Annotated in this window: 16 protein-coding genes; 10 read left to right on the top strand and 6 right to left on the bottom strand. The window is 71.6% G+C overall.

Features of this window, described 5'->3' with window-relative positions; genetic code table 11:
* Positions 1–2: 2 nt before the first annotated feature.
* From Q0Q47_RS16315 to Q0Q47_RS16300, 4 genes are read left to right on the top strand one after another with little or no spacing between them, the layout of a single operon-like run.
* Positions 3–926, top strand: coding sequence for a zinc-binding alcohol dehydrogenase (locus Q0Q47_RS16315; protein ID WP_293862190.1), 924 nt, complete (start codon positions 3–5; stop codon positions 924–926).
* A gap of 18 nt (positions 927–944) precedes the next feature.
* A complete protein-coding gene (locus tag Q0Q47_RS16310; protein WP_293862054.1) occupies positions 945–1,352 on the top strand; it encodes a 6-carboxytetrahydropterin synthase in 408 nt (135 codons plus the stop codon).
* Entirely contained in the window at positions 1,345–2,415 is a 1,071-nt protein-coding gene (locus Q0Q47_RS16305) for a glycosyltransferase family 4 protein (protein WP_293862051.1), read from the top strand. Before Q0Q47_RS16310 ends, Q0Q47_RS16305 begins: the two co-directional genes overlap by 8 nt.
* Positions 2,412–3,248 (top strand): class I SAM-dependent methyltransferase, encoded by an 837-nt coding sequence (locus Q0Q47_RS16300; RefSeq protein ID WP_293862048.1) that lies wholly within the window; start codon positions 2,412–2,414, stop codon positions 3,246–3,248. The genes Q0Q47_RS16305 and Q0Q47_RS16300 overlap by 4 nt, the downstream gene beginning before the upstream one ends.
* 176 nt (positions 3,249–3,424) lie before the next feature.
* Here Q0Q47_RS16300 and Q0Q47_RS16295 read toward each other — a convergent pair whose 3' ends face one another.
* Together Q0Q47_RS16295 and Q0Q47_RS16290 are read right to left on the bottom strand one after the other, a co-directional pair.
* Positions 3,425–3,955, bottom strand: a complete 531-nt coding sequence (locus tag Q0Q47_RS16295) for a cytochrome b (RefSeq protein ID WP_293862045.1) — start codon at positions 3,953–3,955, stop codon at positions 3,425–3,427.
* The gene (locus Q0Q47_RS16290) at positions 3,952–4,743 is read right to left on the bottom strand and encodes a RibD family protein (protein WP_293862042.1); all 792 of its coding nucleotides are present in this window, start codon (positions 4,741–4,743) and stop codon (positions 3,952–3,954) included. The genes Q0Q47_RS16295 and Q0Q47_RS16290 overlap by 4 nt, the downstream gene beginning before the upstream one ends.
* 79 nt (positions 4,744–4,822) lie before the next feature.
* Here Q0Q47_RS16290 and ribA point away from each other — a divergent pair, with 79 nt between their 5' ends.
* The 5 genes from ribA (at position 4,823) to Q0Q47_RS16265 (ending at position 11,951) form a co-directional block, all read left to right on the top strand.
* Positions 4,823–5,944, top strand: coding sequence for a GTP cyclohydrolase II RibA (gene ribA / locus Q0Q47_RS16285; protein ID WP_293862039.1), 1,122 nt, complete (start codon positions 4,823–4,825; stop codon positions 5,942–5,944).
* Between the two features lie 11 nt (positions 5,945–5,955).
* Positions 5,956–8,283: a hypothetical protein gene (locus tag Q0Q47_RS16280; protein WP_293862036.1), complete on the top strand. Its 2,328-nt coding sequence runs from the start codon at positions 5,956–5,958 to the stop codon at positions 8,281–8,283.
* A 237-nt stretch (positions 8,284–8,520) separates the two neighbouring features.
* On the top strand, positions 8,521–10,593 hold the full coding sequence (parE, locus tag Q0Q47_RS16275) for a DNA topoisomerase IV subunit B (protein ID WP_293862033.1): 2,073 nt from the start codon (positions 8,521–8,523) through the stop codon (positions 10,591–10,593).
* 141 nt (positions 10,594–10,734) lie between these two features.
* Positions 10,735–11,295 carry a cytochrome b/b6 domain-containing protein gene (locus tag Q0Q47_RS16270; protein WP_293862030.1) on the top strand — a complete coding sequence of 187 codons (561 nt, stop codon included), beginning with the start codon at positions 10,735–10,737 and terminating at the stop codon, positions 11,293–11,295.
* A gap of 95 nt (positions 11,296–11,390) precedes the next feature.
* Entirely contained in the window at positions 11,391–11,951 is a 561-nt protein-coding gene (locus tag Q0Q47_RS16265) for a cytochrome b/b6 domain-containing protein (RefSeq protein ID WP_293862027.1), read from the top strand.
* A gap of 39 nt (positions 11,952–11,990) precedes the next feature.
* Here the strand turns inward: Q0Q47_RS16265 and Q0Q47_RS16260 are convergent, their stop codons facing one another.
* Genes Q0Q47_RS16260 through Q0Q47_RS16245 form a run of 4 tightly spaced genes read right to left on the bottom strand, consistent with a single transcriptional unit; the run spans position 11,991 to position 16,581 of the window.
* Positions 11,991–12,764: a DeoR/GlpR family DNA-binding transcription regulator gene (locus Q0Q47_RS16260; protein WP_293862024.1), complete on the bottom strand. Its 774-nt coding sequence runs from the start codon at positions 12,762–12,764 to the stop codon at positions 11,991–11,993.
* A 13-nt stretch (positions 12,765–12,777) separates the two neighbouring features.
* Positions 12,778–14,193, bottom strand: coding sequence for an FGGY family carbohydrate kinase (locus Q0Q47_RS16255; protein WP_293862021.1), 1,416 nt, complete (start codon positions 14,191–14,193; stop codon positions 12,778–12,780).
* A complete protein-coding gene (locus tag Q0Q47_RS16250) occupies positions 14,190–15,209 on the bottom strand; it encodes an NAD(P)/FAD-dependent oxidoreductase (protein WP_293862018.1) in 1,020 nt (339 codons plus the stop codon). The genes Q0Q47_RS16255 and Q0Q47_RS16250 overlap by 4 nt, the downstream gene beginning before the upstream one ends.
* Entirely contained in the window at positions 15,202–16,581 is a 1,380-nt protein-coding gene (locus Q0Q47_RS16245; RefSeq protein WP_293862187.1) for an NAD(P)/FAD-dependent oxidoreductase, read from the bottom strand. Before Q0Q47_RS16245 ends, Q0Q47_RS16250 begins: the two co-directional genes overlap by 8 nt.
* 391 nt (positions 16,582–16,972) lie before the next feature.
* On the opposite strand from Q0Q47_RS16245, the gene Q0Q47_RS16240 reads away from it, so the two are divergent.
* Positions 16,973–17,776: a carbon-nitrogen hydrolase family protein gene (locus Q0Q47_RS16240; protein ID WP_293862015.1), complete on the top strand. Its 804-nt coding sequence runs from the start codon at positions 16,973–16,975 to the stop codon at positions 17,774–17,776.
* The last annotated feature ends 9 nt before the right edge of the window (positions 17,777–17,785 follow it).

The following is a 17,785-nucleotide window of genomic DNA, read 5'->3' as shown; positions in this document are numbered from 1 at the left end:
CGATGCGGGCGGAGATCCGGCCGGTGCGGTGGGTCATGCCGGCGGACGGCGTCGTCGTGCGCAGCCTCTGGTCGGGCCTCAGCCGGGGCACCGAGCGCCTCGTGGCCTCCGGCCGGGTGCCGCAGGCCGAGCACGAGCGCATGCGCGCGCCCCTCCAGGAGGGCGAGTTTCCCTTCCCCGTGAAGTACGGCTACTGCGCCGTGGGCCTCGTCGAGCAGGGACCGCCCGCGCTCCTGGGCCGCATGGTCTTCGCTCTCCACCCGCACCAGACGCGGTTCGGGGCGCCGGTTGGCTTCGTTTCGCCAATCCCGGAGCAGGTTCCTGCCCGGCGGGCCATCCTCGCCGCCAACATGGAGACGGCCCTCAACGGCCTGTGGGATTCCGGCGCGGGACCGGGTGACCGGATCGCCGTCGTCGGCGCGGGAATCGTCGGCCTGCTCGTCGCCCACCTGGCGCGGGGCCTGCCGGGCACCGAGGTGACGGTCGTCGACGTGGACGCCAGCCGCGCCGGGCTGGCCGGGGCCTTGGGCGTCGCCTTCGCGGAGAGCCCGCCGGGCGACTGCGACATCGTGTTCCACACCAGCGCCGCGCCGGCGGGCCTCGGCACCGCCATCGCCGCCGCTGGGCTCGAGGCCACCGTGGTCGAGATGAGCTGGTACGGCGAAGGCCTGCAGCCGGTGCCGCTCGGCGGCGCCTTCCACAGCCGCCGGCTGCGCCTCGTCTCGTCCCAGGTCGGGCAGGTCGCGCCCTCCCGCCGCCCGCGCTGGAGCCATGCCCGGCGCATGGAGGCCGCCATCGGCCTCCTCGCCGACGACCGGCTCGATGCCCTGATCACGGCCGAGGTCGCCTTCGCGGACCTCCCGGCCGCCGTTCCGGCCCTTCTTGCCCCCGGCGCGCCGGGGCTCGCCACCGCCATCCGCTACTGACCCTCACAGGAGAACCGCATGTACGCCGTCGAAGTGCGCGACCACATCATGATCGCGCACAGCTTCAAGGGGGACCTCTTCGGCCCCGCCCAGCGCCTGCACGGGGCCACCTTCGTGGTCGATGTGGCCTTCTTCCGCGAGACCCTGACGCCGGAGAACGTGGTGGTCGACATCGGCCGCGCGCACGACGCGCTGAAGGCGACGCTCGGGCCGCTGAACTACCGCAACCTGGACGAGATCCCGGAATTCGCGGGCCAGCAGACGACGACCGAATTCCTCAGCAAGCATATCTTCGACCGCATGGCCGCGGCCTGCCGCAACGGCGACCTCGGCCCCGGCTCGGACGGCATCGTGAAGATCCGCGTGCAGCTGCACGAGTCCCACGTCGCGCGGGCTTGGTTCGAGGGGCCGGTCACCGTTGCCTGACGTCGTCTTCGCGATCCCCGGCGACATCGACACGCCGACGGGCGGCTACGCCTACGACCGACGGGTCCTGGCCCTGCTGCCGGAGTGCGGGCTGCCGGCCCGCCACCTCCCGTTGCCGGGGTCGTTTCCGTTCGCGCCGGTGCCCGATCTCGCCATGGCGGGCCGGGCGCTGGGACAGACGCCGGAGGAAGCCGTCGTCCTCGTCGACGGGCTCGCCTACGGCGCCCTCACCGACATCGTGCTGAAGGACCTGCACCGGCGGTTCGTGGCGCTCGTGCACCATCCGCTGGCGCTGGAGACCGGCCTTCCCGAACGCCGCCGTCGCGCCCTCGTGGAAAGCGAGCGCGCGGCCCTGGCCCGGGCCGTGGCCGTCATCGTCACCAGCCCGCTGACCGCCCGCATCCTCGCCGCCGACTACGACGTGCCCGCGCAAAAGATCACGGTCGCCGTGCCGGGGACGGATCCGGCGCCCCGGGCCACCGGGGGCGGCGAGCCGCCCTCGATCCTGGCCGTGGGCGCGGTGTCGCCCCGAAAGGCCTATGGCGTGCTGGTCGAGGCGATGGCCCTGCTCGCCGACCTCCCTTGGCGGCTCAGGATCCTCGGCGCCACCGACCGTGCGCCGGAGGAAGCCGACCGCGTCGCCGCTGGCATCCGCGACCGGCGTCTGGCCGGGCGGATCGCGCTGGAGGGCGCGCAGCCGGACGAGGCGCTTCAGGCCGCCTATGGCGCCGCCGACCTCTTCGTGATGCCGTCGCTTTTCGAGGGCTACGGAATGGTGCTGGCCGAGGCCATGGCGCGCGGCCTGCCGATCGTCTGCACCACGGGCGGAGCGGCGGCCGAGACCGTTCCCGACGCGGCGGCGCTGAAGGTGGCGCCCGGCGATGCCGGAGCGCTCGCCGCAGCGCTGCGCCTCGTGATCTGCGATCCCGCCCTGCGGGCGCGCCTGGCGGACGCCTCGCTGGCGGCCGGCCGCGCACTCCCGACCTGGACCGACACCGCCCGGCGCATCGCGGATGTCGTGCGCGGCGCCATGACCGCGCCCATCCCCGGAGCATCCCGATGAGCTTCAGCGCCGAATGGCTCACCCTGCGCGAGCCGGCCGACCACGCGGCCCGAAACCTCGCCGTGGCCGACGCCGTCCGGGCCCACTTCGCCGGCCGCGATGGGTTGCGCGTCGTGGACCTGGGGTGCGGGACCGGCTCGAACCTGCGCGGGACGGCGGAGAACCTGCCCGCGGCCCAGGCGTGGCGGCTCGTCGACTGGGATCCGGCGCTCCTGCAGGCCGCCTTGTCCTGCCTGCAGGACTGGGCCGGCGGCGCCACGCGCGCCGGCGACCGGCTCGACCTGCGTCACGCCGGGCGCAACCTGTCGGTCGAGACGATGCAGGCGGACCTGAACGCCGACCTCGCGCGGGTGCTGGACCCCGCGCCCGACCTCGTCACGGCAGCGGCCTTCTTCGACCTCGTCTCGGCCGACTGGATCGAGCGCTTCGCCGCCGTGCTCGCGGCCAGGCGCCTGCCGCTCTACACGGTGCTCACCTATGACGGGCGCGAGCAGTGGTCGCCGCCCCATCCGCTGGACACAGCCGTCCTGTCCGCCTTCCACGCACACCAGGGCCGCGACAAGGGCTTCGGCCCCGCCGCGGGGCCCAGGGCCGCGGACGCTCTCGCCGCGGCCTTCCGCCGCCAGGGCTATGACGTCGTCACCGGCGAGAGCCCCTGGCGCCTGGGCGCCGAGAGCGCGACGCTGGTCGGCCAGCTCGCGACGGGCATCGCCGGCGCGGCGGTCGAGGCCGGCGGCGTGAGCGAGGCGCAGGGCCGGGCGTGGGCCGCGGCCCGGACCGGCGCGTCGGCGCTGATCGGGCACGTGGACCTGTTCGCGGTGCCGCGCACCTAGCGCTTGAACTTCAACGGCTTTTTCAACCTGCCCTCACCGTCTCTACGTCCTGCCCGGGCTTGGCCCGGGCATCCACGACTTTGCCGGGGCCGTCCTCAAGTCGTGGGTGGCCGGGCCAAGCCCGGCCAGGACGGCGGTGAGGTTGGAGCCGGGCCCCGGCGGTCGATCAGACCGCTTCACCGCGCCCACATGCGGGACATGACCTCGTCGCGCTTGACCAAGGCGTGGTTCAGCGCGCCGGCGACGTGGAGGATGACGAGGCCGATCAGCAGGAAGCCGCCGAGTTCGTGCATCTCGAACAGGGTCTTGATCATGTCCTCGCCGAACGAGAAGGCGAAGGGCATCGGGATCGTCCAGAAGAGCTTCACCGGCGCGCAGCAGCTCGACGTCGCCGCGTAGCCACCGATGGGCAGGGCGACCAGCACGACGTAGAGCGCCACGTGGACGATCTTCGAGATCACGCGCTCGGCCTGGGTCAGGCCCGCGGCCGGCGGCGGGGCGCCCTTGACGAGGCGGACGGCCAGCCGGGCCATCATGATCACGAAGATGAGGATGCCGAAGGACTTGTGGATCTCGTAGAGGGCGTTGGTGAAGGCGCCCTCGGGCGTGCGCACCATCGCCAGGGCGACGGGCACGGTCACGGCGACGCAGAACGCGGTCAGCCAGTGCAACATGCGGGCGGCGGGCGTGTAGGTACCGGTCATCATGGCGGGTCCCCTCCCCGGGCGCTTGGCCCATTCTGTCTCAGGTCGCAGTCGAACAGGACGTCGCCGTCCGCCAGCACGACCACGCGCGTGGCGGGCCGCAGGGCCCTGTCGAGGGCGGCGATCGGGGTGGTTTCCAGCGCGGGCTTGCCCGACCCGATGATCATCGGGGCGACGAGCACGTGCAGGCGGTCGACACATCCGGCCTCGATGAAGGTGGAAATGGTGTGCGAGCCGCCTTCGACAAGGATGCGACGCAGGCCTGCGGCATGAAGTGCCGCCAGGATCGCCCGCGGGGGGATCCGCCCTTGCACCGCGGGCACGACGATCTCCTCGACCCCCGGAGGCACGGGATGGCCCTGTTCGCCGCGCAGCAGGATGCGCCGTTCGCCGGCGGGCGCGAGGCAGCGGCAGTCGACCGGGACCCGGCCGCGCGGATCCAGCACGATCCGAGCCGGGCTGGGGCCGGGCACCCTGCGCACCGTGAGCTGGGGGTCGTCGGCGATCACGGTGCCGATCCCCACGAGCACGCCGTCGACCCGGGCGCGGATGCGATGCAGGTGGTCGAGGGCGCAGCCGCCGTTGATCCAGCGCGACTCGCCGGTGACGGTGGCGATACGTCCGTCGAGCGACTGGCCGAGCTGCGCGACAACGAAGGATTGATCCTCCGTGATGGCGTCGAAGGGGGCAAAAACATCCGTTAGCGATGGATAATTGCCGATCGATGAGGCAGGGTGGGAATGAGGCACAGGGGTCCGGGGTTGATATGTCGGTGCAGGCTGATCCTGCACAGGCCGGGCTTGAACGCTACGACCCAAGCGCCACTTGTTGCGTGGGCCGGGCAGAACCCGGAGCCTGCAGGGGACTTCGATGCTGCGTACGGAACGGATTGTAGGGTTGCTGGACGATTTCGACCACCTTTCGGTCGAACGGGCCATAGCCGAGTTTCGCTCGGGACGCCCTGTTCTCGTCACCGACGCCGCGGAGTCGGCCCTCGTGACCAGCGCCGAGGCGCTGGACGGCGAACGCTCGGATACATTGAGCGATGTGGCAGATGGCCGCGCCAGGCTCGCGCTTCCCTCGGCGCGCCTGCGGCGGCTCGGGGTGGAGCGCACCGTTCCCGGCGTGGTGGCTCTGCCCGTCGTAGACCATGACCGCATCGAGACGCTGGCCCTCAAGCTCGACGCGCGGATCGATGCCCCCGTCGGCCAGGCGGGTCCCGTCGACCAGCTGGCGCTGGAGCTCGCGGCGCTGTCGCTGGTGATGCCGGCCGTCGTCGTCATTCCGGTGGCGCGCGAGAGCGTCGACCAGGCCGTGATGGTGGTGAGCGGGCACGCCCTGCGCTCCTACCGCCCGGCCATGGCGCGGCAGATCCACGTCGTCAGCCGCGCGCCGGTGCCCCTCGAGGGAGCCCCAGACACCGAGTTCGTCGTGTTCCGCGGCGGCGAGGGCCTGCGCGACCAGGTGGCGATAGTGGTCGGCAAGCCCGACCTGGAGAAGCCGGTGAGCGTGCGCCTGCACTCGGCCTGCCTCACGGGCGACCTCTTCGGCAGCCTGAAGTGCGATTGCGGCGACCAGTTGCGGTCCACCGTGCGGTTCATGACCGAGAACGGCGGCGGCATCCTGCTCTACCTGGACCAGGAAGGGCGCGGCAACGGCATCGCCAACAAGATCCGGGCCTACAAGCTGCAGAGCCAGGGCTACGACACCTACGACGCCGACGAGATGCTGGGCTTCGACCTCGACCAGCGCCGCTTCGGCTTCGCGGCCGAGATGCTGAAGCAGCTCGGCGTCTCGAAGGTCGCGATCCTGACCAACAACCCGGTCAAGATCGCCGCGTTGGAGAATGCCGGGCTCGAGGTGGTCGAGGACCGCCGCGTCCACGGACGCCCGACCAGCGAGAACGTGCTCTACCTCGCCTCCAAGCGCGACCGCGCCGGCCACTATATCGATCTCGACGATCTGGTGACCCACAAGCCCGTCAACGACTGACCGGCGAGCCGGTGAACGCGCCCGTTTCCGGCCCGCGGGACTGGCCGCTCGCGCGCGCCATGGCGCTGGTGGTGCTGGGCTGGGGCGCCCTCGCCTTCCCCTGGCTGTCGGGGCGGGTGACCGTGCCGTGGGACGCCAAGGCCCATTTCCAGCCGCAGCTCGCCTATCTCGCCGGCACGCTGCACCGCGGCGAGAGCCCGTTCTGGAACCCCTTCGTCTTCGCCGGATCGCCCCATGTGGCGGATCCGCAATCGCTCATCTTCTCGCCCCTGCATCTGATCGCCGCCGCCCTAGTGCCCGACCCAGGGCTCGTGCTCGCCGATGCCATCGCCTACGGCATGCTGCTCGTCGGCGCCTTCGCCGTGCTCCTGCTGTTCCGCGATCGGGGCTGGCACTGGAGCGGCGCCGTCGTCGCCGCGCTCGCCTTCGCCTTCGGCGGGTCGGCCGCCTGGCGCATCCAGCACACGGGCCAGATCCTGAGCCTCGCCTGGTTCGTTCCGGCGCTGTGGACCCTCGAGCGGGCCATCGTCCGGCGCACGGCTTTCTGGGGCTTTGCCGCCGGCGCGGTCGCCGGCCTCATGGTGCTGGGCCGCGACCAGGTGGCCTTCCTCGGGTGCTGGGTGCTGCTGGGCCGGGTCGTCTGGATGGTCGCGGCAGGCCCCGACCGGCTGGGCACGGCGGTCTCGCTGGTGAAGCCGCTCGCCATGGGCGTTCTCGGCGGCGTGCTGGTGTGCGGCGTGCCGCTCGTGCTGACCCTGCTGCTCGCCGGCGAGACCAGCCGGGCGAGCATCATCGACCTGGCGGGCGCGGAGCGCGGGTCGCTGCACCCCGCCTCGCTGCTGACGGCCTTCGTGGCCAATCTCTACGGGACGGATGGCCCTCTCGCCGACTTCTGGGGCCAGCCGAGCTTCGCCTGGGGGCCGACCGACCTCTTCCTCGCGCGCAACATGAGCGACGTCTACATGGGCGCGCTGCCCATCGTCGCCCTGCTGGCACTGGGCGTGGCGCGCGGCGCGCTCGCCGCCCGGGAGGTGCGCTTCCTGGTCGTGGCGCTGGTGCTGCTGCTGCTGTTCGCGCTGGGCCGCTACACGCCCGCCTTCCAGGTCATGTTCCACCTGCCGGGCGTGGGGCTGTTCCGACGACCGGCCGACGCGACCTTCCTCATCGGCGCGGTGGCGGCGATCCTCGCGGGCTACTGCGTCCACCGCCACGTGACGGGCACCCTGCCCAGCTGGACGGCCCCGACCCTCGCCGCGGCCACGCTCCTCGTGGGCGGCGGGCTGGCGGCCTGCGTGGCCGTCGCCGCGTGGAAGGACCGGCTCGGCCAGGCTGCCGGTCCCCTGGCGATGGGCCTCGCGTTCATGGCGGCCTCGGTCGCTGCGCTGTGGGCCGCTCCCCGGCTGGCCCGCCGCAGCGCCACGGCGGCCGGCATGGTGCTGGCGGGGCTCCTCACCCTGGACCTGGCGCTCGGCAACGGCCCGAACGAGTCGACCGCGCTGCCGCCCTCCACCTACGACGTGCTGCGACCCGACACCGCGAACGAGACGATCGCGGCCATCCGCAAGCGCATCGGCGAGACGGCCGGCCCGGACCGGCGCGACCGGGTCGAACTCGCGGGCATCGATTTCCACTGGCCGAACGCCTCGATGGTGCACCGGCTCGACCACACGCTGGGCTACAATCCCATCCACCTCGACACCTACACCCGGGCCACCGGGGCGCAGGACCACGTGGCTTTGCCCGACCAGCGGACGTTCTCGCCGCTGTTTCCGTCCTATCGCTCGCTGCTCGCCGACATGCTGGGCCTGCGCGTGATTGCCACCCGCGTCCCCGTCGAACAGATGGACAAGGCGCTGAAGCCCGGCGACCTGATCCCGCTAGGGCGCACGAAGGACGCCTTCCTCTACGAGAACCCGCGGGCCCTGCCGCGCGTGCTGTTCGCCACGCAGGCGCTGGGCGCCGACGGCGAGGCGATCATCGCGTCCGGCCGCTGGCCGGAGTTCGACCCGCGCACCACCGTGCTCCTCGACGCCCTGCCCGGCCTCAGGCTCGGTTCGGCCGGCGCCGGACCCGGCACGGTCCGCCTCGTGTCCTATGAGCCCACGCGGGTCGAGGTCGAGGCCGACAGTCCCGCCGGCGGCTGGGTGGTGCTGCACGACGTCTGGTACCCGTGGTGGCGGGCCACGGTGGACGGTGCCCCCGCGCCGATCCTGAAGGCCAACGTGCTGTTCCGGGCGGTCGCGGTCCCGGCGGGAAAGCACCGCGTGAGCTTCACCTTCCACCCGTTCTCCGGCGCGCTCGCCGAGGTGCTCGAGCGCTTTGGGCTGAAGGGGCGTTGAGGCGCCCCGATTCATCCGATCAGTCCGCTTTCCCTTCGCGCGTTCTGGCCGGGCCGGAGCCCGGCCAGGACGGTCCAGAGGGACAGAGAGGTCGTCCACATCGTGCGGCGAACGCTATCTCGCGCTCCCCGACGGCTCTCGCCCGCCTGTCCACAGCCCCCTTGCGTTTCCGATCCGTTCACGTCACATCAGAGGCTCAACCGGGGTGCGGTGAAGCGAATCACGGGCGGTGGACGCATGGCAAATTCTGGCGATCTCTTTGGCAACGGCTCTGCGGCGCGCAAGCTTCCGGAGGGATCCGCGCGGGCCGAGCCTGCCGCCAGGAAGAAGCCGGCGCTGGCGCCCGTTCCGGCCGGGACGCCCGGCGAGGCCGGCTACACCGCCGCCTCGATCGAGGTGCTGGAGGGGCTGGAGCCCGTCCGCCGCCGCCCGGGCATGTATATCGGCGGGACCGACGAGAAGGCCCTGCACCATCTCTTCGCCGAGGTGATCGACAACTCGATGGACGAGGCGGTCGCGGGCCACGCGACCTTCATCGAGGTGGTGGTCTCGTCCGACGGCTCGATCACCGTCACCGACAACGGGCGCGGGATTCCGGTCGATCCGCATCCGAAGTTCCCGGACAAGTCGGCGCTCGAAGTCATCATGACCACGCTCCACGCCGGCGGTAAGTTCGACAGCAAGGTCTACGAGACCTCGGGCGGCCTGCACGGCGTGGGCGTCTCGGTGGTCAACGCGCTCTCCGACCGCCTCGAGGTCGAGGTGGCCCGCGGGCAGCAGCTCTACCGCCAGGTCTTTTCCCGCGGCATTCCGCAGGGGCCCGTGGAGCACCTGGGCGAGGTCCGCAATCGCCGCGGCACCCGCACCCGCTTTCATCCCGACGCGCAGATCTTCGGGGCCGACGCGAAGTTCCAGCCGCGCCGCCTGTTCAAGATGGCGCGCTCGAAGGCCTATCTCTTCGGCGGCGTCGAGATCCGCTGGAACTGCGACCCGGCCCTTCTGGAGGGCGTCGAGGGCGTGCCGGCCGAGGCCGTGTTCCGCTTTCCCGCCGGCCTGAAGGACTACCTGGCCCGCGAAATCGAGGGCAAGGAGCTCGTCAACGACCAGATCTTCGCCGGCAAGATCGAGAAGGCCGGCGGCCACGGCTCGCTCGAATGGGCGGTGACCTGGCTCGGCGGCGTCGAGGACGGCTTCGTCAACTCCTACTGCAACACCATTCCGACGCCCGAGGGCGGCACGCACGAGAGCGGCCTGCGCATCGCGCTGCTGCGCGCGCTGAAGGACCACGCCGAGCGCATCGGGCAGACCAAGCGCGCCGCCAACGTCACGACCGACGACGTCATGGCGACCTGCGCGGCGATGCTGTCCGTGTTCATCCGCGAGCCGGAATTCCAGGGCCAGACCAAGGACAAGCTGGCCACGCTGGAGGCCTCGCGCATCGTGGAGACGGCCATTCGCGACGCCTTCGACCACTGGCTGGCGGCCTCGCCGTCCCAGGCGACCAAGCTCCTCGACTGGACCATCGACCGGGCCGACGAGCGCCTGCGCCGCAAGGCCGAGAAGGAGGTCGCCCGCAAGACCGCCGTGCGCAAGCTGCGCCTGCCCGGCAAGCTCGCCGACTGCACGGCCGCCGGCGCGGCCGGCTCCGAGATCTTCATCGTGGAGGGCGACTCGGCCGGCGGCTCCGCCAAGCAGGCGCGCGACCGGCAGACCCAGGCCGTCCTGCCGCTGCGCGGCAAGATCCTCAACGTGGCCAACTCCAGCCGCGACAAGCTCTCGCAGAACCAGCAGCTCGCCGACCTCTCCCAGGCGCTCGGCTGCGGCACGGGCTCGCACTACAAGGACGAGGAGCTGCGCTACGAGAAGGTCGTGATCATGACGGACGCCGACGTGGACGGCGCCCACATCGCGTCCCTGCTCATCACCTATTTCTACCGGCAGATGCCCAAGCTCGTGGACAACGGGCACCTCTATCTCGCCGTGCCGCCCCTCTACCGCCTGAGCCACGGCGGCAAGACCGTCTATGCCCGCGACGACGCGCACAAAGACGAGCTGATGCGCACGGTCTTCAAGGGCAAGGCCAATGTCGAGATCGGCCGCTTCAAGGGCCTGGGCGAGATGATGCCCGGGCAGCTCAAGGAAACCACGATGGATCCGAAGCGGCGCACGCTGCTGAAGGTCCGCGTGGTCAACGACGAGCGCCCGGAGACCAGCGACGCCGTGGAGCGCCTGATGGGCAACAAGCCCGAGGCCCGCTTCCAGTTCATCCAGGAACGCGCCGCCTTCGCGACCGACCTCGTCGACATCTGACGCATTAGTCGGAACGGATTAACCATCCGCCATTATCCGCGACGCTGGCGCTCGCCGGCGGCCTCGCTCACGCTCGGCAGGGCGTTCGGGCAGGCGTGCCCGGGCCTCATCACCCCCCCTCTGATGACGCGGGAGCCTGCCATGACCGACGTCGTACGCCTGTCCACGCCGTCCCGAACCCAGGACGGTTACACCCCCGCCGCGCGTGTCCTCCACTGGACCATGGCGGCCCTGATCCCCGTGGCCTTCATCCTGGGGCTGACCGTCGACGTGCCGCCGCGTGCCTACGAGAACGCCATGGTCCAGGCGCACATGCTGGTGGGCCTCACGCTCGCCCTGCTCCTGGTCGTGCGCATCGTGTCGCGCCTGTCGAACGGGGTCCCGGCGCCGGAGCCCGGCTCGGGCCGGCTTGCCGCCCGTCTCGCGGGAAGCACGCACCTGGTGCTGTACCTGCTGCTGATCATCCTGCCCCTGACGGGGCTGTTCGTGACGTTCTACCGCGGCCGCCCGATCGAACTGGGGCTGTTCACGGTCTTCTCGCCACTGGAGACGAACCGCGCGCTGAGCAAATCCATCCGCTCGTTCCACAAGTACTTCGCCTTCGCGCTGATCGGTCTCGCCGTCCTGCACGCAGGGGCCGCGTTCTGGCACCACAAGGCGTTGCGCGACGGGACGCTCAGGCGCATGTGGCCGTCCCGGTGATCGCGACATGACCGATCCGTAATGATCGGGACATGCTCGTGCGATCCCCTGTCGTGCATTGTCCCTCCATCGCTTGTTGAATAGGGGGATACCCAATGACCGACGTGATGCGGATGTCCGGCACCAAGCAACAGCCGCGGGCCTACGGTCCCGTGGCCCGCGCGCTGCACTGGAGCATGGCGGTAGGCATCCTGTTCGCCTTCCTGCTCGGGCTGACGGTCGATGCCTTTCCGAGGGCCTACGAGAACACCGTGGTCCAGGTTCACATGATCGTGGGGCTGGCCCTCCTGGTGCTGCTCGCACTCCGGCTGGTCTCGCGCCTGATCACCGGAGCCCCGGCGCCGGAGGCAGGAGGTAGCCCTCTGCTCGAAAAGCTCGCGGGCGCCGGCCATCTGGGGCTCTACGCGCTGATGCTGGTGGTGCCGATCGCCGGGCTCGCCACCATCTTCCTGCGCGGCCGCGGCATCGACCTCGGACTGTTCACGATCGCCTCGCCCATCGAGGCCAACCGGGCACTGGGGCGCTCCGCCAAGGAGGTCCACGAGCTCCTGTCCTTCGCCCTCATTGGCCTGGCCGCCCTCCATGCAGCCGCCGCCGTGTTCCACCACGTGGTGCTGCGCGACGGCACGATGCGGCGGATGATGCCGCAGCGGTGACGGGGTCGCGGAAGTCTACGAGCACGCCGTAGACGGCGCTCAGCCCGTCACCAGGATCTCCACGCCCGCCGCCATCAGGGCCCGCCGGATCTCCCCCTCCGGCGGGACGTCGATGACGAGGCGCTGGATGCGTGAGTAGTCGCAGACCTTGAAGACCGCCGGGCGGCCGAGCTTGGAGCCGTCGGCGATGACGGTGACGCTGCGCGCCTGGGCGATCATCGCCCGGGCGATCTCCGTCTCCTCCGGGTCGAAGTCGAGAATGCCGTCGACGTCGATCGAGCCCACGGTGAGCACGGCATGGGCGGCGCGCAGCGTGGCGATCTGCTCCACGGCCATCCGCCCGACGTTCTGGGCGCTGCCGTCGCGATACTCCCCGCCCACCAGGAACACGCGGTTCTGGCCGGAGCGGCCGACATGCTGGGCGGCCATCGCCGAGTTGGTGATGACGGTGAGGCCGGCGAGCTTGCCGAGTTCCTCCGCGAACAGGACGGTGGTGGTGCCCGTGTCGACGAAGATGCTGTCGCCGGCCTTGAAGAGCGCGGCCGCCGCCTGGCCGACAGCCCGCTTCGCCGCGACGTTCTCGCCCATCCGGGCCTGGAAAGAGCCTTCCGTGACGGAGCCGGTGTCGGAGGGCCCGACCGGGGCGGCCCCGCCATGGTACTTGCGAATCCGACCCGCCCGGGCCAGCGCCGCCAGGTCGCGGCGGATGGTCTCGCGTGACGCCGAGAGGCTCGCCGCGAGCCCGTCGACCGTCATGCGGCCCTGCCGCGACAGATACCCGACGATCAGTTCCTGACGAGCCACAGGCCGCATCATCCCCTCCCCGTCATCGACGCCATCCCTTGCTGCGTTGCACGGCGTCCGCAAAGCGCTCGCGCCAGGCGAGGCCCCTGCCCCGTCCCGGCGAGAACCTGACCGCCGGCCCGGCGGCGACGCCTGGCGCGGGCGCATCCCCACAGGCCAGCATGGCGCAGCCGAGCGCGGTGAGTTCGTGGAAGGCGGGGCGCACCACCTCCCGCTCCATGGCTTCCGCGAGGAACGTCGCGAAGTAGCCGCTCTGGGCGACGCCGCCGTCGATGGACACCGGGCCCTGCACGGATACCCGCGAGCCGATCGCCTCCACCACCCCGGCGGTGAGCAGCGCGATGCCCTCCAGCAGCGACTGGCACAGGTCGCGCGGCGTCGTCCCGGCGCCCAGGCCGATCCACGTGCCGGCGGCGGTACGGTCCCAGTGCGGACAGGCGAGCCCCGACAGGGCCGGGACGAAGGCGAGGTCGCGGCCGATCGCCGGTTCGGCGTCGAAACTGTCGAGTTCGGCGAACTCCCGGAAGAGCCCGAGGCCGCGCACCCAGTCCACCGCCGAGCCTACGTCGTAGACGCCGCCGTCGACGGCGTAGGTGGTCGTGCCCGCCTTGCGCCAGGCCACGGTGGGCAGCATGCCCTTCTCGGGAGCGCGCACGATCTCGGCACCCGTGACGGCGAGCGCGAAGGCGCCCGTACCGAAGGTGATCTTCGTGGCGCCCGGCACGCGGCAACCATGCCCGTAGAGGGCGGCCTGCTGGTCGACGACGCTGGCCTGGATGCGGGTCGGCCCGACGGCGCCGAAGTCGCCCACCGTGTCGCGGATCTCGGGCAGGCACTCGGCCGGCACACCGAAGAGATCGCAGAGCAGCGGGTCCCACGCGCCCGTTTCCAGGTTCATCAGGCTGGTGCGCGAGGCCGTGGTGACGTCGGTCGCGAAGGTGCCCGTCAGGCGGTCGAGGAAGAAGGCGTCGGTCGTCCCGAGCCTCAAGCGGCCGGCACGGCGCGCCTCGGCCACGGCCGGCACGTTCTCCAGGAGCCAGGACAGCTTGGACGCCGAGAAATAGGCGTCGAGCGGGAGGCCGGCGCGGGCGAGCGTCTCGGCCTGGGCGCCGGCGGCGCGCAGGCGTGCGATGGCGTCGCCGGTGCGGTTGTCCTGCCACACGATGACGGGGGACAGCGGTTCGCCGGTCACGGCGTCCCAGGCGAGGCAGCTCTCGCCCTGGTTGGCGATGCCGAGCCGCGGGACGCCCCGCGCCGCGTCGAGGCAGTGCCGCAGGGCGGCGAGCAGTTCGCGCGGATCGTGCTCGACCCAGCCGGGCCGGGGGTGGATCTGCCGGTGGCGGCCGGCGGACACCATGCGGACGCCGCCGTCCTCGTCGAGGAGGAGCAGGCGCGTGCTCGTGGTGCCCTGGTCGATGGCGGCGGCGTACGCGGTCACGGCTGCGCCTCCCGTTCCCGAGGCCTGTCGCCGGCGGCCTGCGCCTGGCGCGGCAGGGCCCGCAGGTCCGCCGCAACGGCCGCGGCCACGGCCCTGCCGTCCCGGAAGGACCACCCGGCCGATCGCGCGGCTCCGGAGACGTTGCCGGCCACGTAGACGCACGGGTCGGACGAGCGCCCCGCGGCGTCGCGCGCCGGGGCGCCGGTGGCGGGATCGAGGCGCAGATGCCCCGTGCGGGCCAGCGTCGCCTCGGGCACGAACGCCCCGGTGAACAGCACGCCGTCGCAGGCGAGGGTCCGGACGGTGCCGTCGGCGTGCCGGAGCGTGGCGCCCTCGACGCGCTCGCGCCCGGCGATCGACTGCACGACGGTGCCGAAATGCACGGGAATGCCGGCAAGCCGCGGGAACAACGAGAACGGCCAGGGCGCGGAAGCCCGCCGGCCCGCCTCGACCACGGCGACCGGACGGATGCCATGCCGCAGGCAGGTGGAGACGGCCGAAAGGCCGACCCACTCCGTGCCCACGATCAGGGGCCGGCGGAAGGGCACGAGACCCTCGAGGTGGAGATAGGCCTGCAGGGCGCCGGTGTTGATGACGCCGAGGGGCCGCGTGCCCCCGACGGCGCGCGCCGCGCGGGAGGATTCGCGCATGCCGGTGGCCAGCACGATCCGCCGGGCCCGCAGGTCGATGCGGCCGGCGGGCGACATCACGTCGAGCCGGCCGTCCGGCAGCAGCGCCACGATGCTGTGGCTCGTCCGCAGGTCCGCGCCCGCGGACCTCGCCTCGTCGCGCAGGCGGGCCGCATAGGACGGACCGGTGAGAACGCGGCCGAACTCGCGAAGGCCGAAGGGGGGATGGCCGCAGTGGCGCGGCACGCCGCCCGCCTCGCCCTCGCGGTCGAGGACCAGGACCGTACCGACGCCGGCGCGGGCCAGCGCCGTGGCGGCCGACAGGCCGGCCGGCCCCGCGCCGATGACGGCGACGTCGCAGGACAGGTGGCGCGGCCCGTCAGTCATCGCAGCGTCCCGCGGCCATCGGGACGGCCAGGCGCCCGGCGGTCAGGGCCGCGACGCGTGCCTGGCAGTGAAAGCCCTGGCACCGCCCCATGCCGGCGCGGGTGCGCCGCTTGAGGCCCCCAATGTCGCCGGCCGGCAACGGCCCCGAGAGGGCCGCCTCGATTTCGCGGCGGGTCACCATCTCGCAATGGCAGACGATCTCGCCGTAGCCCGGCCGGGTCCAGTCCCTGGCCATGTGCTCGGCGAGGACCGGCACGGCGAGGCTGGGGGCGTCCGAGGGCGGCGTGCGGTGGGTCTCGCCGGAGATCGCCGTTCCGACGTGCCGCGCGAGACCCAGCGCGGCCGTGAGGCCGGTCGAGCGGATGCCGCCGACGGTGACGAGGTTGAGCTCCGGCTCGTGCCGATAGCGGTATTCCTTGCGCTCGGTCGCCGGCCGCAGCCCCGCATAGGTGGCCGTCACCGGCATTCCCGCCAGCGCGGGCAGGATGTCGGCAGCCTTTTCGAGCAGCGCCTCGATCGTCGGCGTGTCGACGTCGGCGCGTTCGCGGTCCTCCTGCTCGTCGGCGGTGGGGCCGACGAGAAGATTACCGAACACCGTGGGCGTGAGAACGATGCCCTTGGTCCGCTCGGTCGGCACCGGCAGGACGATGGTGCCGAGGAGCCGGGCGGCGGCCTTGTCGAAGACGACGAACTGCCCCTTGCGGGGACGAATGTCGAAATGCCGGCGCCCGGTGAGGCGCTCGTCGACGGTGTCCCCGTGCAGGCCGGCGCAGTTCACCACGGCAGTGGCTTCGATCGGCCCGGCGGATGTGTCGAGCCGCCACCGGCCGGCTTCGAAGCGGCCGCCCAGGAGCTCGGTCCCGCGCAGCACGGCGGCATCGCGCGACATCGCCTGCAGCAGATAGGCCAGCGGTGCCGACCAGGGGTCGATGACGTGTTCGCCGGGAACCAGGAGGCCCGCCAGCGCCCGCGGCGACAGGTTCGGCTCGCGGGCCAGCAGGGCGGCACGGTCGACGCGCACGACGTCGCCGACTCCGTTGGCCCGGGCCGTGCTCTCGATCGCGTCGAGGCGGGCGACCTCGTCCTCGGTCCACGCGACGACCACGGCGCCTGTTTCGAGCACCGGCAAGTTGAGGGAGCTTCGGATCGCCAGGTACTCGCGGTAGCCCGCCTGCACGCAGGCGTGCTCGAGGCTTCCCGTCGGCGCGTCGAAACCCGTGTGGAGAATGGCGCTGTTGCCCTTGCTGGCCCCGGCCAGGATGTCGGGCGCCTTTTCCAGCACCACGACCCGGGCCCCGCGCAGCGCCAGATCGCGCGCCACGGCGCAACCGACGACGCCCGCGCCGATGACGGCGACGTCGAAGGCCCCCATGCCTCGTGCGGCTTGCGTCACGGCTCCTCCACAGCCGCAAGAGTACCGGAATATGGGACCGAATGCACCACTCGATTGACCGAATGGACAATCGTGCGTGGAATTCCGTCAACCGCCGTCGCCTTTCGAGAGGGGCGGTCTTGTCGAATTCATCCCTCAGCCGTGCTGGATTCAGCTCATCGCACTGTCAAATCTGCCAAAAACCACGCCTCTGGGCGGCCATCCGGCGGGGCCTGCGACTGATTGACCGTTCATGAGATCTCTGCAATCCTCGACTTGTGAAACGGTCAACTCGACGATCGTCAAAGGCGGGATCGAGCCTCCCGCCGGTTTTCCGCTTCGATCCCGACCCGACCGAACGGGTCATGCGACTGCGACTGGAGGAACACCCGTGAAGGCCTCACTCATCCAGATGAACTCCCAGGGCGACAAGGCGGCCAACGTCGCCGCCGCCGAGCAGCTGATCGAGAAGGCCGTGGCGGAGGAGAAGCCCGATCTCGTCGTGCTGCCGGAGCTCTTCGCCTATCTTGGCGTCGACCCCGCCCAGATCCACGCGAGCGGCGAGACGTTCCCCGACGGCGACACCTACCAGCGCATGTCCAAGCTGGCCGCGCGCCTCAAGGTGACGATCCACGCCGGCAGCGTGGTCGAGCGCCGCGGCAACCGCTTCTACAATTCGACGGTCGTGTTCGGCCCGGAGGGCCAGGAGCTGGCGCGATACTCGAAGATCCACCTCTTCGACGTCGACGTGCCCGGCGGCGCGTCCTTCCGCGAGTCCGACACGATCTCGCGCGGCGACGAGGTGGTGACCTACAAGCTCGGCGACCGCACGATCGGCTGCGCCATCTGCTACGACCTGCGCTTCCCCGAGCTCTTCCGCGCGCTGCGCGACAAAGGCGCCGACGTGATCGTGCTGCCTGCCGCCTTCACGCTGCAGACCGGCAAGGACCACTGGGAGCCGCTGGTGCGGGCGCGCGCCATCGAGACGCAGACCTATTTCCTGGCCTGCGGCCAGACCGGCTTCTTCGCCGACGGCAAGAAGGCCAACTGGGGCCACTCCATGATCGTCGATCCGTGGGGACACGTGGTGGCGCAGGCCTCCGACGGCGTCGGCACCACCTCGGCCCGGTTCGACTTCAAGTATCTCGACACGGTGCGCGGCCAGATCCCGGTCGCCAACCACCACGTCCTCTGATCGGGCCGC

This window comes from uncultured Alsobacter sp. (assembly GCF_945952055.1).
GTDB lineage: Bacteria > Pseudomonadota > Alphaproteobacteria > Rhizobiales > Beijerinckiaceae > Alsobacter.
Note: the sequence above shows the minus strand (reverse complement) of the source record. Positions and strands in the feature narration are given on the sequence as shown.